We start from the raw sequence: 18,212 nt of genomic DNA, 5'->3' as shown, positions 1-18,212 counted from the left end.
AGGCTTAGTGTAGCTTGCGAATAAGCAAACACTGGGTTTCTGAATCGACTTCGGTACTCTTTAACTGCTCAACCAACGCATCGTCGGACTCGCGCTGGTGCCAGCAGATCAACGTGTGGCAGGTGCCAGCCTGCAGTGCGCGCTGAGCCAGTAGATCAATACCGTGGCGCTCATCACGACGCAAAATCCATACGCGCTTTAGGTCCACCCCTGCAGCTTGCAGGCGCTGTTTATCAAGCGATTTGGGCGGTTCCAGCAACACCAACCAGCTCTCACGCTGACTTAGGCCTGCCAGCATTGGTAGCAGCAGCGCGTCGCTATCAGCCTGTGCCGAGTGCTGAACAATTTCAGTCAGCTGAAGTGGCTTTGCGAAATCCTGAAGCGGCAGAGAGACCATTGCGTTCATTGTTTTTATCCTCAGAGTTCCTGTTGGCGGATGATGCCAACACCGAGACCTTCAATTGTTAGTTCTTGTTCGCGAAGATCGACTTCGATGGGGTCGAACTCTTCGTTCTCAGCGATTAGGTAGACCATGTGCCCTTGGCGTGAGAAGCGCTTAACGGTGACATCTTCACCGACGCGGGCAACGACAACCTGACCCTCTCGTGCATCGCGCGTCTGATGCACGGCCAATAGATCGCCATCCATAATGCCGATGTTCTTCATGCTCATGCCGCGCACACGCAACAGATAGTCGGCCCGGGGGCGGAAGAAATCGGAGCCGATGGTGCAGTAGTCATCGACGTGCTGCTGGGCCAGTATCGGTTCACCGGCAGCGACCTGGCCGATAATTGGCAAACCTTCCTCTTCGTTATCTTCACCGACGAGGCGGATACCGCGTGAGGTACCCGGAATCATCTCGATCGCACCTTTACGAGCGAGAGCCTTGAGGTGCTCTTCGGCAGCATTGGCTGATTTGAAGCCAAGCTCGTTCGCAATGTCGACACGCGTAGGCGGGTAGCCAGTGTCGTGAATATGGCGACGAACGATGTCGAGTACTTCCTGTTGGCGGTTTGTCAGTTTCATGGGAATCCCCTGGGTGTTTATACACTATCTGTAGTTTTATACAGTAGTTTATCCAGCGTCAAGTGTTTGATGTAAATTTATCCAGTATTTTGTATGATGCGCCCACACCTAGAAGGGGATATCGGTGCTCGATAAAGAACTTAAAGCCACTATTCAAGGCGCCTACAGCCAGTTTCTCGATACTAAAGGGCTTCGCGCACGTTTCGCGCAGAAAGAGATGATTGCAGCGATTGCTCGCCAGATTGGCGGCGTAATGCAGGATGGCAGTGGCACACGTTTGGGTGAGAAGCACGTGGTCGCCGTGGAAGCGGGCACCGGGACCGGCAAAACTATCGCTTATCTGCTCGCAGCGCTGCCAATTGCTCAGGCGCGAGACAAAACCTTGATTGTCTCCACCGCCACCGTAGCGCTGCAGGAGCAACTGATACACAAAGATCTACCGGAACTTCTAGAGAAAACAGATCTCAGTTTCCGGTTCCAGATTGCTAAGGGACGTCGGCGTTACCTCTGTTTGAACAAGCTCGAATCCTCGCTAGAGCAGCAGGATGGCCTCAATCAGATGGCGCTCTACGAAGATGAGATGGCGCTGCGGTTAGGGCCGGAGGATCTTAAACTCTATAAGAGTCTGATGGACGAATACGCATCGGGTCGTTGGAGCGGTGATCGGGATGAGCTCAGCGTCGAACTCGACGAGGCGGTTTGGTATCCACTGACTGCAGATCATCATCAATGCACCAATAGACGTTGTGCCAACTTTAGCGCCTGTCCGTTTTTCCGCTCGCGGGCAGAGCTGGAACAAGCTGACCTGATCGTGGTCAATCATGACCTGGTGTTGGCTGATCTTTCACTCGGCGGAGGTGCGATTCTTCCCGAGCCCTCGGATGCTATCTATCTGTTTGATGAGGCGCATCATTTGGGTGAGAAGGCGACCGGACACTTTGCGCTGTCAATGCGTACTAAAGCGAGCGAAAAGCAGCTGAAGGGATATGATAAACTATTTAAGCAACTTCTAGATGAGTCTGATAATGCATTGATTATAAAAGATTCGGTGGAGCGAATGCAGCGTCCGGTACAGGAGGTGCTCCATGCCCTTGGCGCGCTTGATCTGCGTCTTGATGAGGAGCTGTTACTGCTGAATGACGGTGACAGGCGCAGGCGCTATAACCGTGGTGAGGTGCCGGAGGCATTGCGTGATCTTTCTCGAAACCTCAGTGTCGCCTTGACTCGTTTAGACGGTCTGATGGAGACCTTGTTGGCCAAGGTGAAAGAGGCGCTTGAGGCCGAGGGTTCCGAACTGGATCGCGGATTTGCAGAACGCTGGGCGCCTGTTTTGGGTTCAAACTGGGCGCGGCTGCAGCGTATGAGTTGGCTAGCGCGCAGCTTTGCGACTCAGGACGAGGCGGGTGCGCCACCCACAGCGCGCTGGCTGGTGAAATATGAGAACGAAATGGGTGTGGATACCGAAATGCACAGCGCCCCGGTTTCAGCCCGTGAACACCTTCATCAGTTACTCTGGGATCAGTGTTACGGCGCTGTGCTAACGTCGGCGACGCTGACGGCGCTAGGGTCGTTTGAGACGCTATTCACCCAGCTTGGGCTGCCAGTTGATACACCAGCTCTGCGTCTCGCAAGCCCCTTCGATTACACTAGTAAGGCCCGCCTCGAGGTGCCAGTGATGAGTTCAGATCCGGGTAAAGCGGATGAGCATACTGATGAAGTGGCTGAGTGGTTGGGGCGTGAGTTGCGCCAGTTAAAGGCGGTACTAGTGCTTTTTACCTCCTGGCGGCAGATGAATCGAGTCATTGAGCTGTTAGACGATGAGTTGCTCGAACGCGTAATACCACAGGGCGATCTCAGCAAGCAGGTGATGCTGCAGACGCATAGGGAACGAATTGATGCTGGCAAGAGCAGTATTCTCTTTGGTTTAGCCTCATTTGCAGAGGGGGTAGATTTACCCGGTGACTACCTAAAAGATGTTATCATCTGCAAGTTGCCGTTTAGTGTGCCCGATGACCCGGTAGATGCGACACTCGCAGAGTGGGTTGAGGAGCGCGGCGGTAATGCGTTTCAGGATATTTCCGTGCCGGCTGCATCCGTTAAGCTCACCCAAGCGGTGGGTCGTCTGTTGCGCACAGAATCGGATAGCGGGCGCGTTGTATTGTTGGATAGACGGGTTGTTACCCGTCGCTATGGTCAGGCTCTGCTCGATGCATTGCCGCCGTTTCAACGCGTAATTCACAGGTAGCAAACGAGATAGCTACACAGACAGATCAAGAGAGCACAGACGTTGAGCACTGAGCAGATTACAGAAAAGAGTAAAGAACAGACTTCACAAGCGCCGACAGAGTCAAAAGCAGACAACAGTTCTGCTGGTGAGCAGAGCGAGGGTTCTGAGACGAAGGGCAACCGCCGTCCCCGTGGCCGTAAACCGCGCAGTAGCCAGAATAATCGTCGACGTGGAGGTCGCAATGATCGCAGTGATCGCAATAGCGACAAGAGCGAGCAAGAGTGGAGTTTGGACCAATTCCAGGTAGAGGAAGTTGAAGGCAAAGCACGTTTTCACGATTTCAACCTGCCGGACGTGTTGATGCGCGCCATTGCTGACTTGGGCTTCGAGTATGCCACTCCAATTCAGGCCGCTACGATTAAACCGGCTCTCAAAGGCTCGGATATTATCGGCAAGGCGCAGACTGGCACCGGTAAGACTGCCGCTTTCCTTATTGGTGTGATCACCGATCTGCTCGACTTCAAACTCGAAGACGAACCCGAACTCGCTGAACCGCGCGCGCTGATTATCGCGCCCACTCGCGAACTGGCGCTGCAGATCGCCTCTGATGCTGAGGGGCTGGTTAAGTACGCCGGCCTGCGCGTTGTATCGCTGGTGGGTGGGATGGATTACGACATCCAGCGCAAAGCACTGGCGGAAGGACCAGTTGATATCCTGGTTGCGACACCGGGTCGACTGATCGACTTCGTGCGCAACCGTGAGATCGATCTCTACAATGTTGAAGTGCTCGTGCTAGATGAGGCCGATCGCATGCTGAGCATGGGCTTTATCCCCGATGTGCGAACCATTATTCGTTCGACTCCGCGTAAAGGCGCAGACCGTCAAACGCTGCTCTACAGCGCGACTTTCACCGATGAGATCATGCGTCTCGCTGCGCAGTGGACGCGCGACCCGGTGACGGTTGAAATAGAGTCTGAGAACAAAACGACAGACAATGTGAGCCAGAAAGTGTTTTTGGTCTCGAGTGATCAGAAGTACAACTTGCTGCGCAACTACCTAAGCGTGAATGGTATCGAGCGCGCGATTGTCTTTTGTAACCGTCGCCACCAGACCCGTGACCTAGCTGCTCGCCTACAGAAGGATGGCGTGAAGGCTGAGATGATGTCGGGTGAGATCCCACAGAACAAACGTCTGAAAACCCTTGAGAACTTCCGTAGTGGCAAGATTCAGGTGCTAGTAGCAACGGATGTTGCTGGTCGTGGAATCCACATTGATGGCGTTAGCCACGTAGTGAACTACCAGTTGCCTGAGGACTCGGATGACTACGTACACCGTATTGGCCGTACCGGCCGTGCAGGCGCAACCGGTACATCTATCTGTTTCGCCTGTGAAGATGACTCTTTCCTGATCCCAGATATCGAAGCGCAGACTGGCGTTAAGCTGGAGTGTATCCACCCAGAAGCTGAGTTGCTGGCTGATGTAATGCCTGCTCCTGCGGCGACGCCTGATGAGTCAGAACATAACCAAGCGGTAGTGGCTGAAGAGGGTGAAGCAGAGGTTGTGGCTGAAGCAGCAGAGGCAGTTGACGAGACCGTTGAGCCAGACTCAGAAGAGAGCACTGAAGCCAAGGCAGAAGAGACTGTAGCAGAGCCTGAACAGACTGAAGCCGAGATGGATCAGCCGGATCTTGAAGCGCTGGATGTTGCTGAACCACAGGCTAATGATGAGTCTCCTGTTGAAGCAGAAGCAGAAGCAGAAGCAGAAGCAGAAGCAGAAGCAGAAGCAGAAGCCGAAGCCGAAGCCGAAGCCGAAGCGCCGGCAGAGACAAGTGAAAAGTCTGAGCAGCCTCCCAAGGAGAGCTAATGAGCAGTCGCACCTCAATTGCGGTACTTGGTGGCGGCAGTTTCGGAACTGTCGTTGCCAATATGGTGGCAGAGAAGGGGATGGAGGCGCGCCTATGGGTGCGTAACCCCGATGCTGCTGCAGCAATTAACGAAACTCGCGAGAACAACCGCTATGTTCCGGGTTATCGCCTGCTGCGTGGTGTTAAAGCATCGGCAGACCTAGAAGCGGTTCTCGACGGTGTTTCGATGGTGTTTGTTGCCATCCCAAGTTCGTCGTTTCGCTCTGTAGTACTGCAGGCCAAGCCATTTATCAAACCCGAGCAGATGCTGATCAGCACCACCAAGGGTATTGAGGCGGCAACCTTCTCGCTCATGAGTCAGATACTCGAGCAGGAGTTTCCCGAGAACCCCATCGGTGTACTGAGCGGTCCTAACCTCGCTAAAGAGATTGCCAAGCGCGAGCTGACGGCAACCGTTGTGGCGAGCCGCAATGAGTGCCTGCGCCGTGCTGTACAGGACCTGCTGCAGGCGCCATATTTTCGTGTCTATGCCGCCGAAGATACATACGGGGTTGAGCTTGCAGGAACTCTCAAAAATATCTACGCGATTGCCGCCGGTATGGCCGCCTCGTTAGGGGTGGGCGAGAACACTCGTGCTTTTCTGATTACGCGCTCGTTAGCAGAGATGAGCCGTCTGGCCGATAGCATGGGTGCAAATCCTATGACCTTCCTAGGGTTGGCCGGCGTTGGCGATCTTATTGTTACCTGTACCTCGCCGTTGAGTCGCAACTACCGTGTTGGCTACGCGCTCGGTGAGGGCAAGTCGCTCGATCAGATTGTTGCTGATTTGGGCGAAGTTGCTGAGGGTGTGAACACGCTCAAGCTGGTGCGCGAACACTCGCAAGAGTCCGATGTATACATGCCTATTGTGCGAGGCCTCTACAAGGTCGTGTTCGAGGGAGCACCCGTTGAAGCGGTGGTGAGTAAATTTATGGCGAGCGTTCAGAGCGCCGACGTTGAGTTTACTCTGCCTCACGAGACGGCGGGCTGTTGATGCGCCTCATAATTATGCGTCACGCGGAGGCCGCACCCGGCTTCCCCGATGAACAGCGTCAACTGACGGCCTACGGGCTGAGCACGCTGGCAAAGGCGCCGCTGCAGTTGCGAGCTGAATTACAGCAGGTCGATCATGTCTTCGTCAGCCCCTATCTGAGAACCCGCCAAACCTTTGAGCGATTGGAGACGGGCCTCCGCTGTCAAATATCTGAGAGCCTCACGCCTGACTCTGATCCTGAACAGGTTTGCGAGTTGTTGCAGACGCTACCTCTAGATAGCACCGCCTTCTTGGTGACTCATATGCCACTTGTTGGGTGGCTCAGTGGCTATCTACAAGAGGGCCCTCTGACGTTGGGCTCAAGCTTCTACCCCGCGCAGGTCGAGATATTAGAGATGGATGTCCCTGCCGCGGGTCTAGCAAAACGGGTAGCCGGATACGAACTGTGAGTACGCAGCCGCGCGCACTGAATTTTACCGTCAATGGCCGCACTCTCGCCGCGCTTGAGTGGGGCGATCAGAATCAACCGCTGATGCTAGCGCTCCACGGTTGGCTGGACAACGCAGCAAGCTTTGCGCTGCTTGCGCCGCGAATCAAAGGCTATCGAGTGATCGCTCTCGATATGGCGGGTCATGGTCTTTCGGACTGGCGTAGCCAGGATTCGGGGTATCCGATCTGGAGTTATGTAGAGGATCTCTATCAAGTTCGGTTACAGCTTGAAGTAGAGCAATTCGCGCTCTTGGGGCACTCACTCGGGGCAGGTATCGCTAGCCTCTTCGCCGCAAGCTGGCCTGAGACGGTCACGCGTCTGGGCCTAATCGAGAATTTGGGTCCGCTGGCCGATTCTGAGGAGGGGTTCTCCCAGAATCTCAGATCTGCGATTGAAGATCATCAAAAGCCAGCCAAAGAGATACGCCCGCGTGCGTTTGAGGCTTGGGTACGCTCACGTTCAAATACCGTCTTTTCTGTGCCCGAAAATGCAGCTCGCCTGCTGATGCAACGTAATACGCGAGAAACTCCGGAGGGGCTCTACCGTTACGCCTGTGATCCACGCCTGCGACTCCCCTCGATAATCCGTCTTTCCGAGTCGCAGGTTCGTGCCGCATTGTGCCAGTTGAGTATGCCGGTACAGCTCATTAGCGGGGCTTCTGGTCTTAAACGCCCCCTGACCCAAGAGCGAGTGCGGGTCGTACCAGATATTGAGCAAGTTGAGCTGCCGGGTGGCCATCATCTTCATATGGAAGAGCCCGAGGTTGATGCGGTAGCTGAGGCGCTCAACAGATTCTATGCTAAGGGTTAGTGAGCGGATAGACGCTTAACCTATCTACCGTTTTGGAGTTTTGATGCTTAGGGTATTTGCTACGCTTGTTGCTACTCTTCTTTCGGTTTCAGTCACGGCTGCTGAGGTGCCCAACTTGCCTGCTGGCCTAACGGCTTATGACTTGGCACAAGAGGATCGTTACCGCAGCCGTTCCGTCTCCGACTACCGCCTAATTTTGGGTGCAGTCGTTAAAATAGATCGCCAAATTAGAGCCGATCAAGACCTGCGCCTTGCCGGCGAGCTGCAGCAGTTTACCTGGGAGATCCCGCGCTCACATCAGCCCGCTGAGCCCTTCGAAGCGATGCGCGCTCAACTGCAGCAGTCAGGCGCGAAAATACTCTACCAGTGTGCTGGGCGTGAATGCGGCGCCAGTAATATCTGGGCTAATGACCTATTCCGTTACGCCACGCTCTACGGGCGCGATGATTCGCAGCACTACTTGGCGGCGCAACTCAATGGCCAGCACTTTGCGCTCTACGCGGTGCGTCGAGGTAATCAGAGAGTCTATCTACACCTAGATCTCATTAGCAGTGACGAGGCGGTTGAAACCGCTTGGTATGCACCGCTCGATGCTCAAGGCTACATGGTGTTGCCACACTGGCCGCAGTCACCCGAGTTAGCCGTTAAACAGCTGGTTGACTGGATGGAGCAGAGCGGGTCAAGAGTCCGTTTGGTGGTACATCAGTCAGGCACTGACGTAACGCTAGCGCAGAGAGAGTCCGAGCGCCACGCGCAAACGCTGCGCCAACAGTTAGTGGATGCAGGTGCGGATGCGGCCAGTGTCGAAGCCTTCGGAGTCGGCAACCTAGTCCCCAGCGTCCTCGGCGCTACCACCCAACTCACCGTCGTAATCGTCCTGTAGGAGGCTTCTTGGCAAAGCCGAGGAGGCGACTTGTGCTACGAGGGTCGCGACATCCGCGTTGCGGATATTCTTCCTACAGGTGGTCTCTGCCGTGTGGGGCATCCAAGTCGAATTGTGGGCCGGTAGAGATGATGCCGTGCGGGTTGATGGTTGCGTGGCTGCGGTAGTAGTGGTGGCGGTTATGTTGCAGATTGCTGGTCTCGCGAATACCCGGCATCTGATAGATCTCACGCAGGTAACCTGAGAGCGCAGGATAGTCAGCGATGCGTTTGCGATCACACTTAAAGTGCTGCACATAGACAGGATCGAAGCGTAACAGGGTAGGGAAGAGCCGGATGTCCGCCTCGGTAAAACGATCACCACAGAGATAGCGCTGTTTGCTTAACAGGGCTTCCACCTCTTCTAGGCGCTCGAACAGCGCCTCCACCGCCTCGTCGTATGCCTCTTGCGAAGTGGCAAAACCGGATTTGTAGACGCCATTGTTGACTGACTCGTAAAGCCAGTCATTGATTCGATCTATCTCAGCGCGGAGCTCTTGCGGGTAGTAGTCACCCGGCGTTGCGCCCAAATCATCGAAGGCAGAGTTGAACATACGGATAATCTCGGAGGACTCGTTAGAGACCAGCTTGTCCTGCTGCTTGTCCCAAACGACAGGCACGGTAACACGCCCGGAGTAGTTAGAATCGGCACGCGTATAGATTTGGTAGTAGTAGTCGTAATCAAATAGATGATCGCCGGTAGCACCGTCGAAGTCAGTAGCGAATGTCCAGCCGTGGCTCAGCATCAGCGGATGGACCACGCTGACGGAGATCATATTCTCGAGACCTTTGAGTTTGCGCATCATCAGCGTGCGATGCGCCCAGGGACAAGCGTAGGAGACGTAGAGGTGGTAGCGCCCGGGCTCTGCTTTGAAGCCAGCTTCACCCGATGGACCTGCGCTGCCGTCAGCCGTTATCCAGTTGCGAAACTGAGCTATCGAGCGCTCAAACTTACCCTTGGTTTTTGCTGTGTCATACCACTTATCGTGCCACTTACCGTCGACTAACAGTCCCATAGAATCCTCCATTTTCGGTTCTGATAGTTTACGTCAGTCATCGTTCATTTAAATCGATAGGTTTGGATTGTTTCAATCGATTGGATCGATATTATGCAGGTGAAAGGTATAAAACTTTCCAATTTATCTGTAAATGAAATACATATTTCGTTATAAATGAGGCTTGTTATGCGCAGTTAGGCGATATAAACGGTAAAAAAATAACGAAAAAGTCTGTTTCTAACCGAAATTAGGTCTTAAACAGAGAGTATGGAGAGCGAGATGGAAAACCAAACCGTTGAACACTTTGATGCAAATGACTGGCCACGCGATTTTGATGTGCGTGCAGAGGTTGCAGAGCAGGCTGAACTGTTGGATGCCGATGACGCTCAAGAATAGTCTTTAGATTCTTACTCGTTCGTTGAAAAAAGGGGGCGCAGCAGGCTAAGCTAGCGCCTCTTATACAAACACAAACTATCTCTACTGGAGTAAAGCATGCGTCGTCCCCTAGTCATGGGTAACTGGAAAATGAATGGGTCTCTACTGGCGAATAAGGCGCTGATTGAAGCGCTGGAGTCGACAGCTGACGACTGCAAAGATATTGACGTCGCAGTTTGTCCATCATTTGTCTACCTGCCTCAGGTGACCGATCTCTGCTCTGCTAACAGCATCCATGTTGGCGCTCAGAACATGAGTGATCAGGACAAGGGCGCTTTCACCGGTGAAGTTAGTGCCGATATGCTGCGCGACTTAGAGATAGGTTTTGTACTTGTAGGCCACTCTGAGCGCCGGGCAATTTATGGCGAAACCGATGCGCTGGTAGCCGCTAAGGTAAACAAAGCCCTGGAGAAGGGTTTAGTGCCTGTCCTGTGTGTGGGTGAGACCCTAGAGGAGCGCCAGTCGGGCGAGATGCAGGCCGTGATTGAGACGCAGGTGCGTGCTGTTTTAGATAGCGCGAACATTCAAGCCTTTGCGCAAATTGTTATCGCTTATGAGCCCGTTTGGGCGATTGGTACAGGCGAGACCGCTACGCCTGAACAGGCGCAAGAGGTACACGCCTTTATCCGTAACCTGCTGGCAGAGCAGGATGCAGAGATTGCATCGCGGACCACGATTCTTTACGGAGGTTCAGTCAACGCGGGCAATGCGGCTGAGCTTTTTGCGATGGCTGATGTTGATGGTGGTCTGGTTGGTGGTGCTTCATTGAAGGCAGCTGATTTCAGCGCGATCTGTCTGGCGGCTCAAGCTTCCGTCTAAACTGCGCCTAGTTCCAGGAGACTGACCTATACTCTTTGTAGAGGTCAGAATCTTGCGTAAAAACGTTATCAAAACATTCTTGTTCTTAGCTCCTTTGACCTTGCTCCAGGGGTGTAGCGAAGATGTGGATCAACATGACCACCCTGAGCTGAATACCGGTAAAGAGCTATTTGAATTTCACTGCGCTGGCTGTCATCACAATGCGGGCAACGGCAATTTTTTGGCCGGTATTCCTGCGAATAAAAATACCAAATTGAGTAGCGGTCAAATCGTGGATTTTATTCGCGGGAAGCATCGAGAGAATTTGCAAATGCCGGTTTGGAAAGAGATGCCAACGGAAGAGGCTGGGAAGATTGCCGCCTATTTGAAGAGGCTTTAGAAGCTCCAATGGGCTCGGTGAAGCATTCAGCTGAGAGGCAGCATAATCGCGCAATGAACTGCACTCATACAGCAGGTGCCCTAGGAATTCAGGCGGTGGGCGTCGGTTTGGATGGTCTCGACTCTGTTTCCTAAGTAAGAAATCTGGCCTTGGTAGCGCTCGTCGCCGGTGCTGGTGAACTCAAAACCGTAGCGGCGACGAAGGCTTAGTCGGCCTTGGCTGTTGCGTCCTATCCAGAGTGAACGCAGCGCGACTGTCTGATCGAGCAACTGCAGATTCATCTCGTCACAGTGTTTACGTACGGCCACCAATGCGCGCTCGCGCACGGCTAAACCGCGATACCAGAAGAGTACTGCGCCTGCGATGAGCATTAGCCAGAATAGGTCGATCAGTTCTAGATACATCTTGGACTCCTTAACTGCGCCGATGCTAACACAGTCGATGCCTCTGTAGGAGGCTTCTTGGCGCAGCGAAGGAGGCGATGTGAAGCCTAGGGGCGCGACATCCGTTGCACGGATATCACTCCTATAGAAGGGCGTTGCACTTGAGCGGTTGTGCGACCATACTGAGCGAAATCCTCTGTAATTTCAGGAACTAAGCATGACGATTAGCGGCTATCTCGAACTACTCAGTCTCGACCTGCTGGCGCTTGTATGGTTTCTGATCTGCTTTAAAGGTTACGCAACCTATGCCCGCCGAGCTAGCTATCACGAGCCCTGCCTAGCGAGTGTGATGCATCTCTACCGGCTGGAGTGGATGCGCGAGATGCTGGTGCGCGACATGCGCGTGCCGGACACCACAACAGTAGCTAACTTAGAGCGCGGCGTTACCTTCTTTGCCAGCACCACCATGCTTATTCTCGCAGGTCTTATGACACTGATAACCCGCGGCGAGACGGCGATGGGGCTACTTGCGTCGGTGCCGGGCGCTGAGCTGCTTTCACCGATTCAGTGGGATGTTCGAATTCTCTCATTGATGGTGCTGTTTGTGTACGCCTTCTTCAAATTCACCTGGAGTCTGCGCCAGTACGGCTTCGTCTCTGTGATGATCGGCGGCGCACCTCAGTTCACTGCTGATGACACTAAAGAGATAGAGTCACACGCCAACCGCATAGCGAAGATGGCCTCCATGGCGGCGAACAACTTTAATATTGGCCTGCGCTCCTACTACTTCGCTATTGCGATGCTGGGGTGGTTAATACACTCCGCGCTGTTTATGGCGATCGCCGTGATCGTTGTCTGGATTCTCTACCGGCGTGAGTTCACTTCATCGACGCTGAAGACACTTGGACATACCGAAGATTTTCAACGCTAGCAGAGAATCTGCACACGAGGCTTGAAATTCAATCTGAGTCCCCCATATCTGTGAGAGGTTAAAACTCACTGATTGAAAGGATATTCAGGTTTTAGATTATGAGCAGTGCAACAGAAACCCAGAACACCGAAACTCTAGGCTTCCAGACAGAAGTGAAACAGCTGCTGCAGCTGATGATTCACTCGCTCTACTCAAACAAAGAGATCTTTTTGCGCGAGCTGATATCTAACGCGTCTGACGCGGCAGAGAAGCTACGCTTTGAAGCGCTCTCTAATGCCGATCTCTACGAAAACGATGGCGATCTGCGCATTCAAGTAAGCTTTGATGAGGAAGCCAAAACCATCACCATCGACGACAACGGTATCGGCATGTCGCGTGATGATGTGATTGCCCACCTTGGTACCATCGCTAAGTCTGGTACCGCTAATTTCCTATCTAACCTCTCTGGCGATGCGGCGAAAGATAGTCAGCTGATCGGTCAGTTTGGTGTTGGCTTCTACTCAGCCTTTATCGTGGCCTCCAAAGTGGATGTCTACACCCGTCGTGCGGGTCTGCCTGGCGAAGAGGGTGTGCACTGGTCATCTGAAGGCGAGGGCGAGTTCACTTTGGCGCAGATCGATAAGCCAGAGCGCGGTACCCGTATTGTACTGAGCCTGAAAGATGATGCGCTAGAGTTCGCCAACGGCTGGCGTCTACGCTCGCTGGTCAAGAAGTACTCTGACCATATCGCTCTGCCAGTGCAGATGCTCAAAGATGCGATGCCCTCAGAGGATGAGTCTGAAGAGAAGGCGGAAACTGAACTGGAGAACGTCAACTCAGCAACCGCCCTGTGGACCCGCAACAAGTCTGAGCTCAGCGACGAGGATTACAAAGGCTTCTACCAGCACGTATCGCACGACTTCCAGGAGCCAATCACCTGGGCGCATAACCGTGTAGAGGGCAACCTTGAGTACACCTCGCTGTTGTACCTGCCATCTAAAGCGCCGTACGACCTGTGGAACCGTGAAGCACCTAAGGGGCTCAAGCTCTATGTGCAGCGCGTGTTTATCATGGATCAGGCGGACCAGTTCCTGCCGCTCTACCTGCGCTTTATTAAAGGCGTTGTAGATTCACGCAACCTATCACTCAACGTATCACGTGAGATTCTGCAGAAAGATCCAACCGTCGATAAGCTTAAGTCTGCACTTACCAAGCGCTCGCTCGATATGATCGAGAAGTTTGGTAAGAAAGACCCAGAGGCGTACCAAGAGTTCTGGAAAGAGTTTGGCCAGGTACTCAAAGAGGGCCCTGCTGAGGATAACGCTAACCGTGAGCGTATTCTCAAGCTGATGCGTTTCGCCTCTACCCAGACAGGTAATAGCGACGAGACGGTATCGCTCGAGGACTACCTCGGCCGCATGCAAGAAGGCCAGGATAAGATCTACTACCTGGTTGCCGACTCCTACAATGCCGCGAAGAACAGCCCGCACCTAGAGATCTTCCGTAAGAAAGGTATCGAAGTGTTGCTGCTGACCGATCGTATCGATGAGTGGATGATGAGCCACATCTTCGACTTCGACGGTAAGTCGTTCCAGGATGTGACCAAGGGCGAGCTCAAACTCGATAAAGAGGAGAGCGAAGAGCAGAAAGCCGAGCTCGAAGAGAAGAGTAAAGCTTACGAGAGCTTGATTGAGCGCCTCGGTAAGGTGTTGGAGTCTCAGGTTGAGTCTGTGCGTGTCAGCCAGCGTTTGACTGACTCACCAGCCTGTCTGGTACTGGGTGACTACGATATGGGCCTGCAGATGCGCCGTATTATGGAAGCGGCGGGTCAGGCTGTGCCGGATACCAAGCCAGTATTCGAGTTCAATGCCGAGCACCCGCTGATCACCAAACTCGATCAGGAAGCAGACGAGGATCGCTTTGCCGACCTTGCGCTGATTCTTCACGATCAAGCACAACTGGCAGCCGGTGGTCAGCTGGAAGATCCAGCTGCTTATATTGGTCGCATGAACAAGCTGCTGCTTGAGCTAAGCGCCTAAGAGATCTAGCGGGAGCACCGCGGCCATAAATCATTGGTCACGTGCTGCGCTCGCTCCTAAAAACCAGATAAAACGCTCTCTTGTGAAATTTCATAAGAGGGCGTTTTTTTTGTCTAAAAATTGGCATTAATTTTGCTCTGTCATTGATAATAGCTAACAAACAGAGTTATTCGCATGAACGATATGGGAAGGAATAGACGCAAGTCTGCCGGTGGAGTTGAGAGCAGAGCACTTGCAGGGAAGAAAATCCAAGCGCCAGAAATTCAGAAGGCAGCATCAGTTGGGGTCACCCTCGTTGAAGAGAACCTTGATACCGGTGACTCCTGGTTTGTTCTGGGTCCCTCAAAAATGGGGAAGATCCGGCAGCCTCTGATTGGTGTAACAGGATTTCGACCGGCTGTTGATCCCAAGTATCGTGAACTTTTAGATCGGGCTCTTGACGAAATTGGGCACTCTCAGATTGCGCGATGCGTGTCACCAGACGAGCAACGCGAGGTGTGGGTAGAGGCTCAGACTGTCAAATTTTATCAAAACACCGAAGGTGAGCATTTCAGACTCATCATTGTGAGGAACTTGACGGCTGAGCAAGACGCGCGAACATTGGATGAAAAAGCGATCGATCGTGGACTTAATCACTTTCAGGCAAATCTGTTAGTCGAAAATCTAACTACTAAAACAGGTCGATATGTGGTGCGTCATGCACGACAGTCGCATGAACAGCGCCCGCTATGTGCAGAGCGTCGTACTGAAAAAATGCTTCCTGAAGAGCGAGATGCTTTTCTAGAGGGCGTCTCACAAGTAGGCGGCAGTGCTGAGTACCAGTGGTTAATGCCGGCCGGTCATCGTGAATGGCACCGCATGATTAATCTTGGGGAGTCTATCAACGATAATGGTGAGACTGAGCGCTTGTTGATGAGTTTCAACATCGCAGATGAGAAGCGGCGCGAGCTGGAACTCAAACGAAAAGTAGATCAACTCAATAACCTGAATCATCAGCTATACAACCTGGCGTCAACAGCGCGAGTTGGCCTTATGTCAGCGAACTATGAGTCCGGTCTACTTGAGCTCGATGCAACAGCACGCGAATTGTTGGACCTTCCACACGAGCTCTACCCCCAACCCAGGTTCGAAGATTACTTATCACGCGTACACCCGGACGAGCGAGAGACTGCTCTTAATCTGAGATCTAGGATCGTGGCTGGTTTTGGGAGTAGAACAAGACTTCGGCGTATCCTGCATCAAAATGGTGAGGTTCGACACCTCAAAATGAATTTCCTCCCCAAGTTTGATGGAGAGCGTTATCTAGGTTGCGATGCGGTGTTGGTGGATATATCTGACGTACAGCGCGCGAATGAACAGGTTAAGCAGCGCAATGCCGAGATTGAGCGTGCAACGGCAACCGCCCGCATTGGGACCTTCAGTTATAAATTTGAAGATGATCGAATAGAACTTAATTCGATCGCGCGTGAGTTGCTCAATCTGCCGGTAGAGCAGTTTCCTGTGCTGTCTTTGGATCTGTACCTAAGCGCGTTTGAGTTGGATAACAGAGATGAAGCGCGCGCGAAAATTTTGGAGCGGATTAACCAGGACGTACGGCATCACAAGGTTGATCGTAAGGTGCGCTTAGAGGATGGTTCACTGCGTTACCTAGAGGTCCACATTGAGCGTTACACTGACCCGAGCGGCAACCTTAGTCTTGAGGGCGTGATGCTCGATGTCACTGAACGAGTCGAGCGCGAACTGCAGATGCAGGAGGAGCAACAGCGCCGCGAACAGATGTTTGCGGTCATTGGACACGAGCTGAGAACACCCGCAGCGACGCTAAAAATGTTAGCTGAACAGCTCGAACAGTGCACTGAGCAAGGCGGCACTGTCAGCGATCTGCAGCAGACCCAGCAGATGCTGAAAAGTACAGCAGAGCATCTGGTGACTGTGCTCGATGATCTTCGTCAGGTTGCTCAGCCAGATAAACAGCGGACTCGAGAACGAAAAGTGGTTCAGCTACCCGAGTTTCTCGAAGGTATTGTGACCAGCTTACGGCCAATGGCTGAGTCGCAGGGGTTTTCGCTGACCTTCGACCTTCAACGTGCCGATTTTCAGTACGCTGAAGTCGAGCTCTCGTCGGTCCGCCAAGTGCTGACTAACTTGACGAAAAACGCATTGATCCATTCGGGTGGCGATCGGGTCCGAATAGCCGTAGAGATTAGCGCCACCGATAATCCGCAGGACAAGCTGCATCTTAGGGTGCTTGATAATGGCAAAGGCATTCCTGCTGATAAGGTTGAACAACTTTTCACGCCGTTTGTGCGCGGCAATACTGAAGCGGACGGGACAGGTTTGGGTTTGCCTATCTGCCGAGATCTGATTCGTGGATTGGGCGGTGAGCTTTTCCACGAAACGACACCCAGTGGAGGCAGCTCGTTTAATATTGAGATGCCGATCTTGCGCGTGGTCGGGGGGACTCATGTAGAATCTCCTCAGGCGTCGGTCAACCCCTTCGAGGGCAAGCGCGTATTGATCGCCGAAGATAACCTCACCATTCGGATGCTGACACAGAAGATGCTGGAGTCCAAAGGCGCACTGGTAACCGTCGCAGAGCACGGTAGCGATGCGTTAGAGCGCTGTGCTGAGTCCAAGTTTGATCTGATTTTAAGCGATATTTTCATGCCTCAAATGAACGGCTATGAGTTTGTTAGCGCACTGCGCACGCAAGGTTTTGGTGGTCCGGTGGTGGGCCTTACTGCAGCTACGATTGGTGATGAGACAGAGAATATGCTGCAGGCAGGTGCCGATCTGATTATTCCCAAACCCATTGATATTCGAAAACTGGCCGCCTGGCTGGAGAAACAGACTCAGGAAGTGCTTTACGACACGCCGTAAACCGCGCATCATGCGATTAGCAGAGATATCAGGATGATAGCGTGGATATAGATTTAGAGTCGCTCCTTAAAGAGGTGATTAAAGCGGCCGATATAGAAATTTTGTGGGAAAAACCAGCGACAGGCGAGTCCGGTTTTATCTCACGCCAAACCTACTCAAGCGGCGGAGATCGGCCAGTCACTGGCGATGAGCGCCTTCGTCATATTCCAACTGCATTTCATGAGCCGGTGAAGGCCGCATTGAGCCAGGTTGGTGCGGTTGTGGAGTTTCCATTCAAACAAGACGCTTGGTTCGACTACCAGTGGTTCGAGATGCGACTGATAGAAGAGCGCCAGGATACTGACGGCGAATGTATTCGAATTTACTACTCCCGGCGGACTCAAGCATCTAAGCAACTCGAGCTGATGTTAAAACAGGCGCTGGACGCTGATCGGAAAAACGTCGTTGAGGAGAATCTCACCACAGGTGAGGCTCGCTATCTCTACAACTACTCGAAAAATCCTGATTTGGAACCCCAGTTGGCGGGTAGCCGAAGAGAGAATGCTTTAGGTGAGCAGGCTCAGGTTATCTCTGAAACCCTCGAACAGCCCGGCGTACCTGTTGAGTTTCGGTCAATGCTCCCGGGACGCGAAGATTTGGATTGGGTCAGACAGACTAATATTCGTCATTTTAGAAACGAGCAGGGTGATCATTGCCGTTTACTTCTGGTGAAAAACATCACGCAAGAGAAGCAAGCGGCTCTGGCGCTTGAAGCTGCTTATGAGCGGTTACAGCGATCCACCCGGATGGGAGATGTAGGAACTTTTACCTACGATGTGTCGACGGATCTGTTTGATTTAGATGATACATCCCGGATGCTGATGGCTTTACCCACGCAGCAATTTCCATTGGTCGATTCCGACAAACTATTGAGTTATGCCATTGGCTTCTCGGCCCAGCAGTTGTGAGAGTCGATCACATATCAGCAGCAGAATCAGGGTACGCAGACGTTCGAGTTG

15 protein-coding genes and 1 pseudogene are annotated in these 18,212 nt (G+C 52.9%); 12 read left to right on the top strand and 4 right to left on the bottom strand.

Annotation, left to right across the window (positions count from 1 at the left end; all coding sequences use genetic code 11):
• Positions 1-4: 4 nt before the first annotated feature.
• Positions 5-406 (bottom strand): SulA-like leucine-rich domain-containing protein, encoded by a 402-nt coding sequence (locus AC1WNR_RS08505; RefSeq protein WP_481644074.1) that lies wholly within the window; start codon positions 404-406, stop codon positions 5-7.
• Positions 407-417: 11 nt separating this feature from the next.
• Entirely contained in the window at positions 418-1,026 is a 609-nt protein-coding gene (lexA, locus tag AC1WNR_RS08500) for a transcriptional repressor LexA (protein WP_481644073.1), read from the bottom strand.
• Positions 1,027-1,150: 124 nt separating this feature from the next.
• On the opposite strand from lexA, the gene dinG reads away from it, so the two are divergent.
• The 6 genes and pseudogenes from dinG to AC1WNR_RS08470 all read left to right on the top strand — a co-directional run bounded on the left by dinG (position 1,151) and on the right by AC1WNR_RS08470 (position 8,333).
• A complete protein-coding gene (gene dinG / locus AC1WNR_RS08495) occupies positions 1,151-3,271 on the top strand; it encodes an ATP-dependent DNA helicase DinG (protein WP_481644072.1) in 2,121 nt (706 codons plus the stop codon).
• Between the two features lie 57 nt (positions 3,272-3,328).
• A pseudogene (gene rhlB / locus AC1WNR_RS08490) lies at positions 3,329-4,726 on the top strand (ATP-dependent RNA helicase RhlB); the annotation flags it as partial.
• A 389-nt stretch (positions 4,727-5,115) separates the two neighbouring features.
• On the top strand, positions 5,116-6,150 hold the full coding sequence (locus tag AC1WNR_RS08485) for an NAD(P)H-dependent glycerol-3-phosphate dehydrogenase (protein WP_481644071.1): 1,035 nt from the start codon (positions 5,116-5,118) through the stop codon (positions 6,148-6,150).
• The gene (sixA, locus tag AC1WNR_RS08480) at positions 6,150-6,599 is read left to right on the top strand and encodes a phosphohistidine phosphatase SixA (protein WP_481644070.1); all 450 of its coding nucleotides are present in this window, start codon (positions 6,150-6,152) and stop codon (positions 6,597-6,599) included. Before AC1WNR_RS08485 ends, sixA begins: the two co-directional genes overlap by 1 nt.
• A complete protein-coding gene (locus AC1WNR_RS08475) occupies positions 6,596-7,450 on the top strand; it encodes an alpha/beta fold hydrolase (protein ID WP_481644069.1) in 855 nt (284 codons plus the stop codon). Before sixA ends, AC1WNR_RS08475 begins: the two co-directional genes overlap by 4 nt.
• A gap of 43 nt (positions 7,451-7,493) precedes the next feature.
• Entirely contained in the window at positions 7,494-8,333 is an 840-nt protein-coding gene (locus AC1WNR_RS08470) for a DUF4892 domain-containing protein (protein ID WP_481644068.1), read from the top strand.
• Between the two features lie 73 nt (positions 8,334-8,406).
• Here AC1WNR_RS08470 and AC1WNR_RS08465 read toward each other — a convergent pair whose 3' ends face one another.
• Complete coding sequence (locus AC1WNR_RS08465; RefSeq protein WP_481644067.1) at positions 8,407-9,387, bottom strand: glutathione S-transferase family protein; 981 nt, start codon at positions 9,385-9,387, stop codon at positions 8,407-8,409.
• Positions 9,388-9,861: 474 nt separating this feature from the next.
• On the opposite strand from AC1WNR_RS08465, the gene tpiA reads away from it, so the two are divergent.
• Positions 9,862-10,623 (top strand): triose-phosphate isomerase, encoded by a 762-nt coding sequence (gene tpiA, locus AC1WNR_RS08460; RefSeq protein WP_481644066.1) that lies wholly within the window; start codon positions 9,862-9,864, stop codon positions 10,621-10,623.
• Positions 10,624-10,675: 52 nt separating this feature from the next.
• On the top strand, positions 10,676-11,002 hold the full coding sequence (locus AC1WNR_RS08455) for a c-type cytochrome (RefSeq protein ID WP_481644065.1): 327 nt from the start codon (positions 10,676-10,678) through the stop codon (positions 11,000-11,002).
• Positions 11,003-11,082: 80 nt separating this feature from the next.
• On the opposite strand, the gene AC1WNR_RS08450 is transcribed toward AC1WNR_RS08455, so the two are convergent.
• Positions 11,083-11,406 (bottom strand): DUF3301 domain-containing protein, encoded by a 324-nt coding sequence (locus tag AC1WNR_RS08450; protein ID WP_481644064.1) that lies wholly within the window; start codon positions 11,404-11,406, stop codon positions 11,083-11,085.
• Between the two features lie 196 nt (positions 11,407-11,602).
• Between AC1WNR_RS08450 and AC1WNR_RS08445 the strand changes: the two genes are divergently transcribed.
• From AC1WNR_RS08445 to AC1WNR_RS08430, 4 genes are all read left to right on the top strand, one after another.
• Positions 11,603-12,316, top strand: a complete 714-nt coding sequence (locus AC1WNR_RS08445; protein WP_481644063.1) for a DUF599 domain-containing protein — start codon at positions 11,603-11,605, stop codon at positions 12,314-12,316.
• Between the two features lie 98 nt (positions 12,317-12,414).
• Positions 12,415-14,334, top strand: a complete 1,920-nt coding sequence (gene htpG, locus AC1WNR_RS08440; RefSeq protein ID WP_481644062.1) for a molecular chaperone HtpG — start codon at positions 12,415-12,417, stop codon at positions 14,332-14,334.
• 174 nt (positions 14,335-14,508) lie between these two features.
• Complete coding sequence (locus AC1WNR_RS08435) at positions 14,509-17,214, top strand: PAS domain-containing hybrid sensor histidine kinase/response regulator (RefSeq protein WP_481644061.1); 2,706 nt, start codon at positions 14,509-14,511, stop codon at positions 17,212-17,214.
• A 41-nt stretch (positions 17,215-17,255) separates the two neighbouring features.
• Positions 17,256-18,161: a hypothetical protein gene (locus AC1WNR_RS08430; protein ID WP_481644060.1), complete on the top strand. Its 906-nt coding sequence runs from the start codon at positions 17,256-17,258 to the stop codon at positions 18,159-18,161.
• The last annotated feature ends 51 nt before the right edge of the window (positions 18,162-18,212 follow it).

It is taken from the genome of Marinobacterium marisflavi (assembly GCF_982447095.1).
Note: the sequence above shows the minus strand (reverse complement) of the source record. Positions and strands in the feature narration are given on the sequence as shown.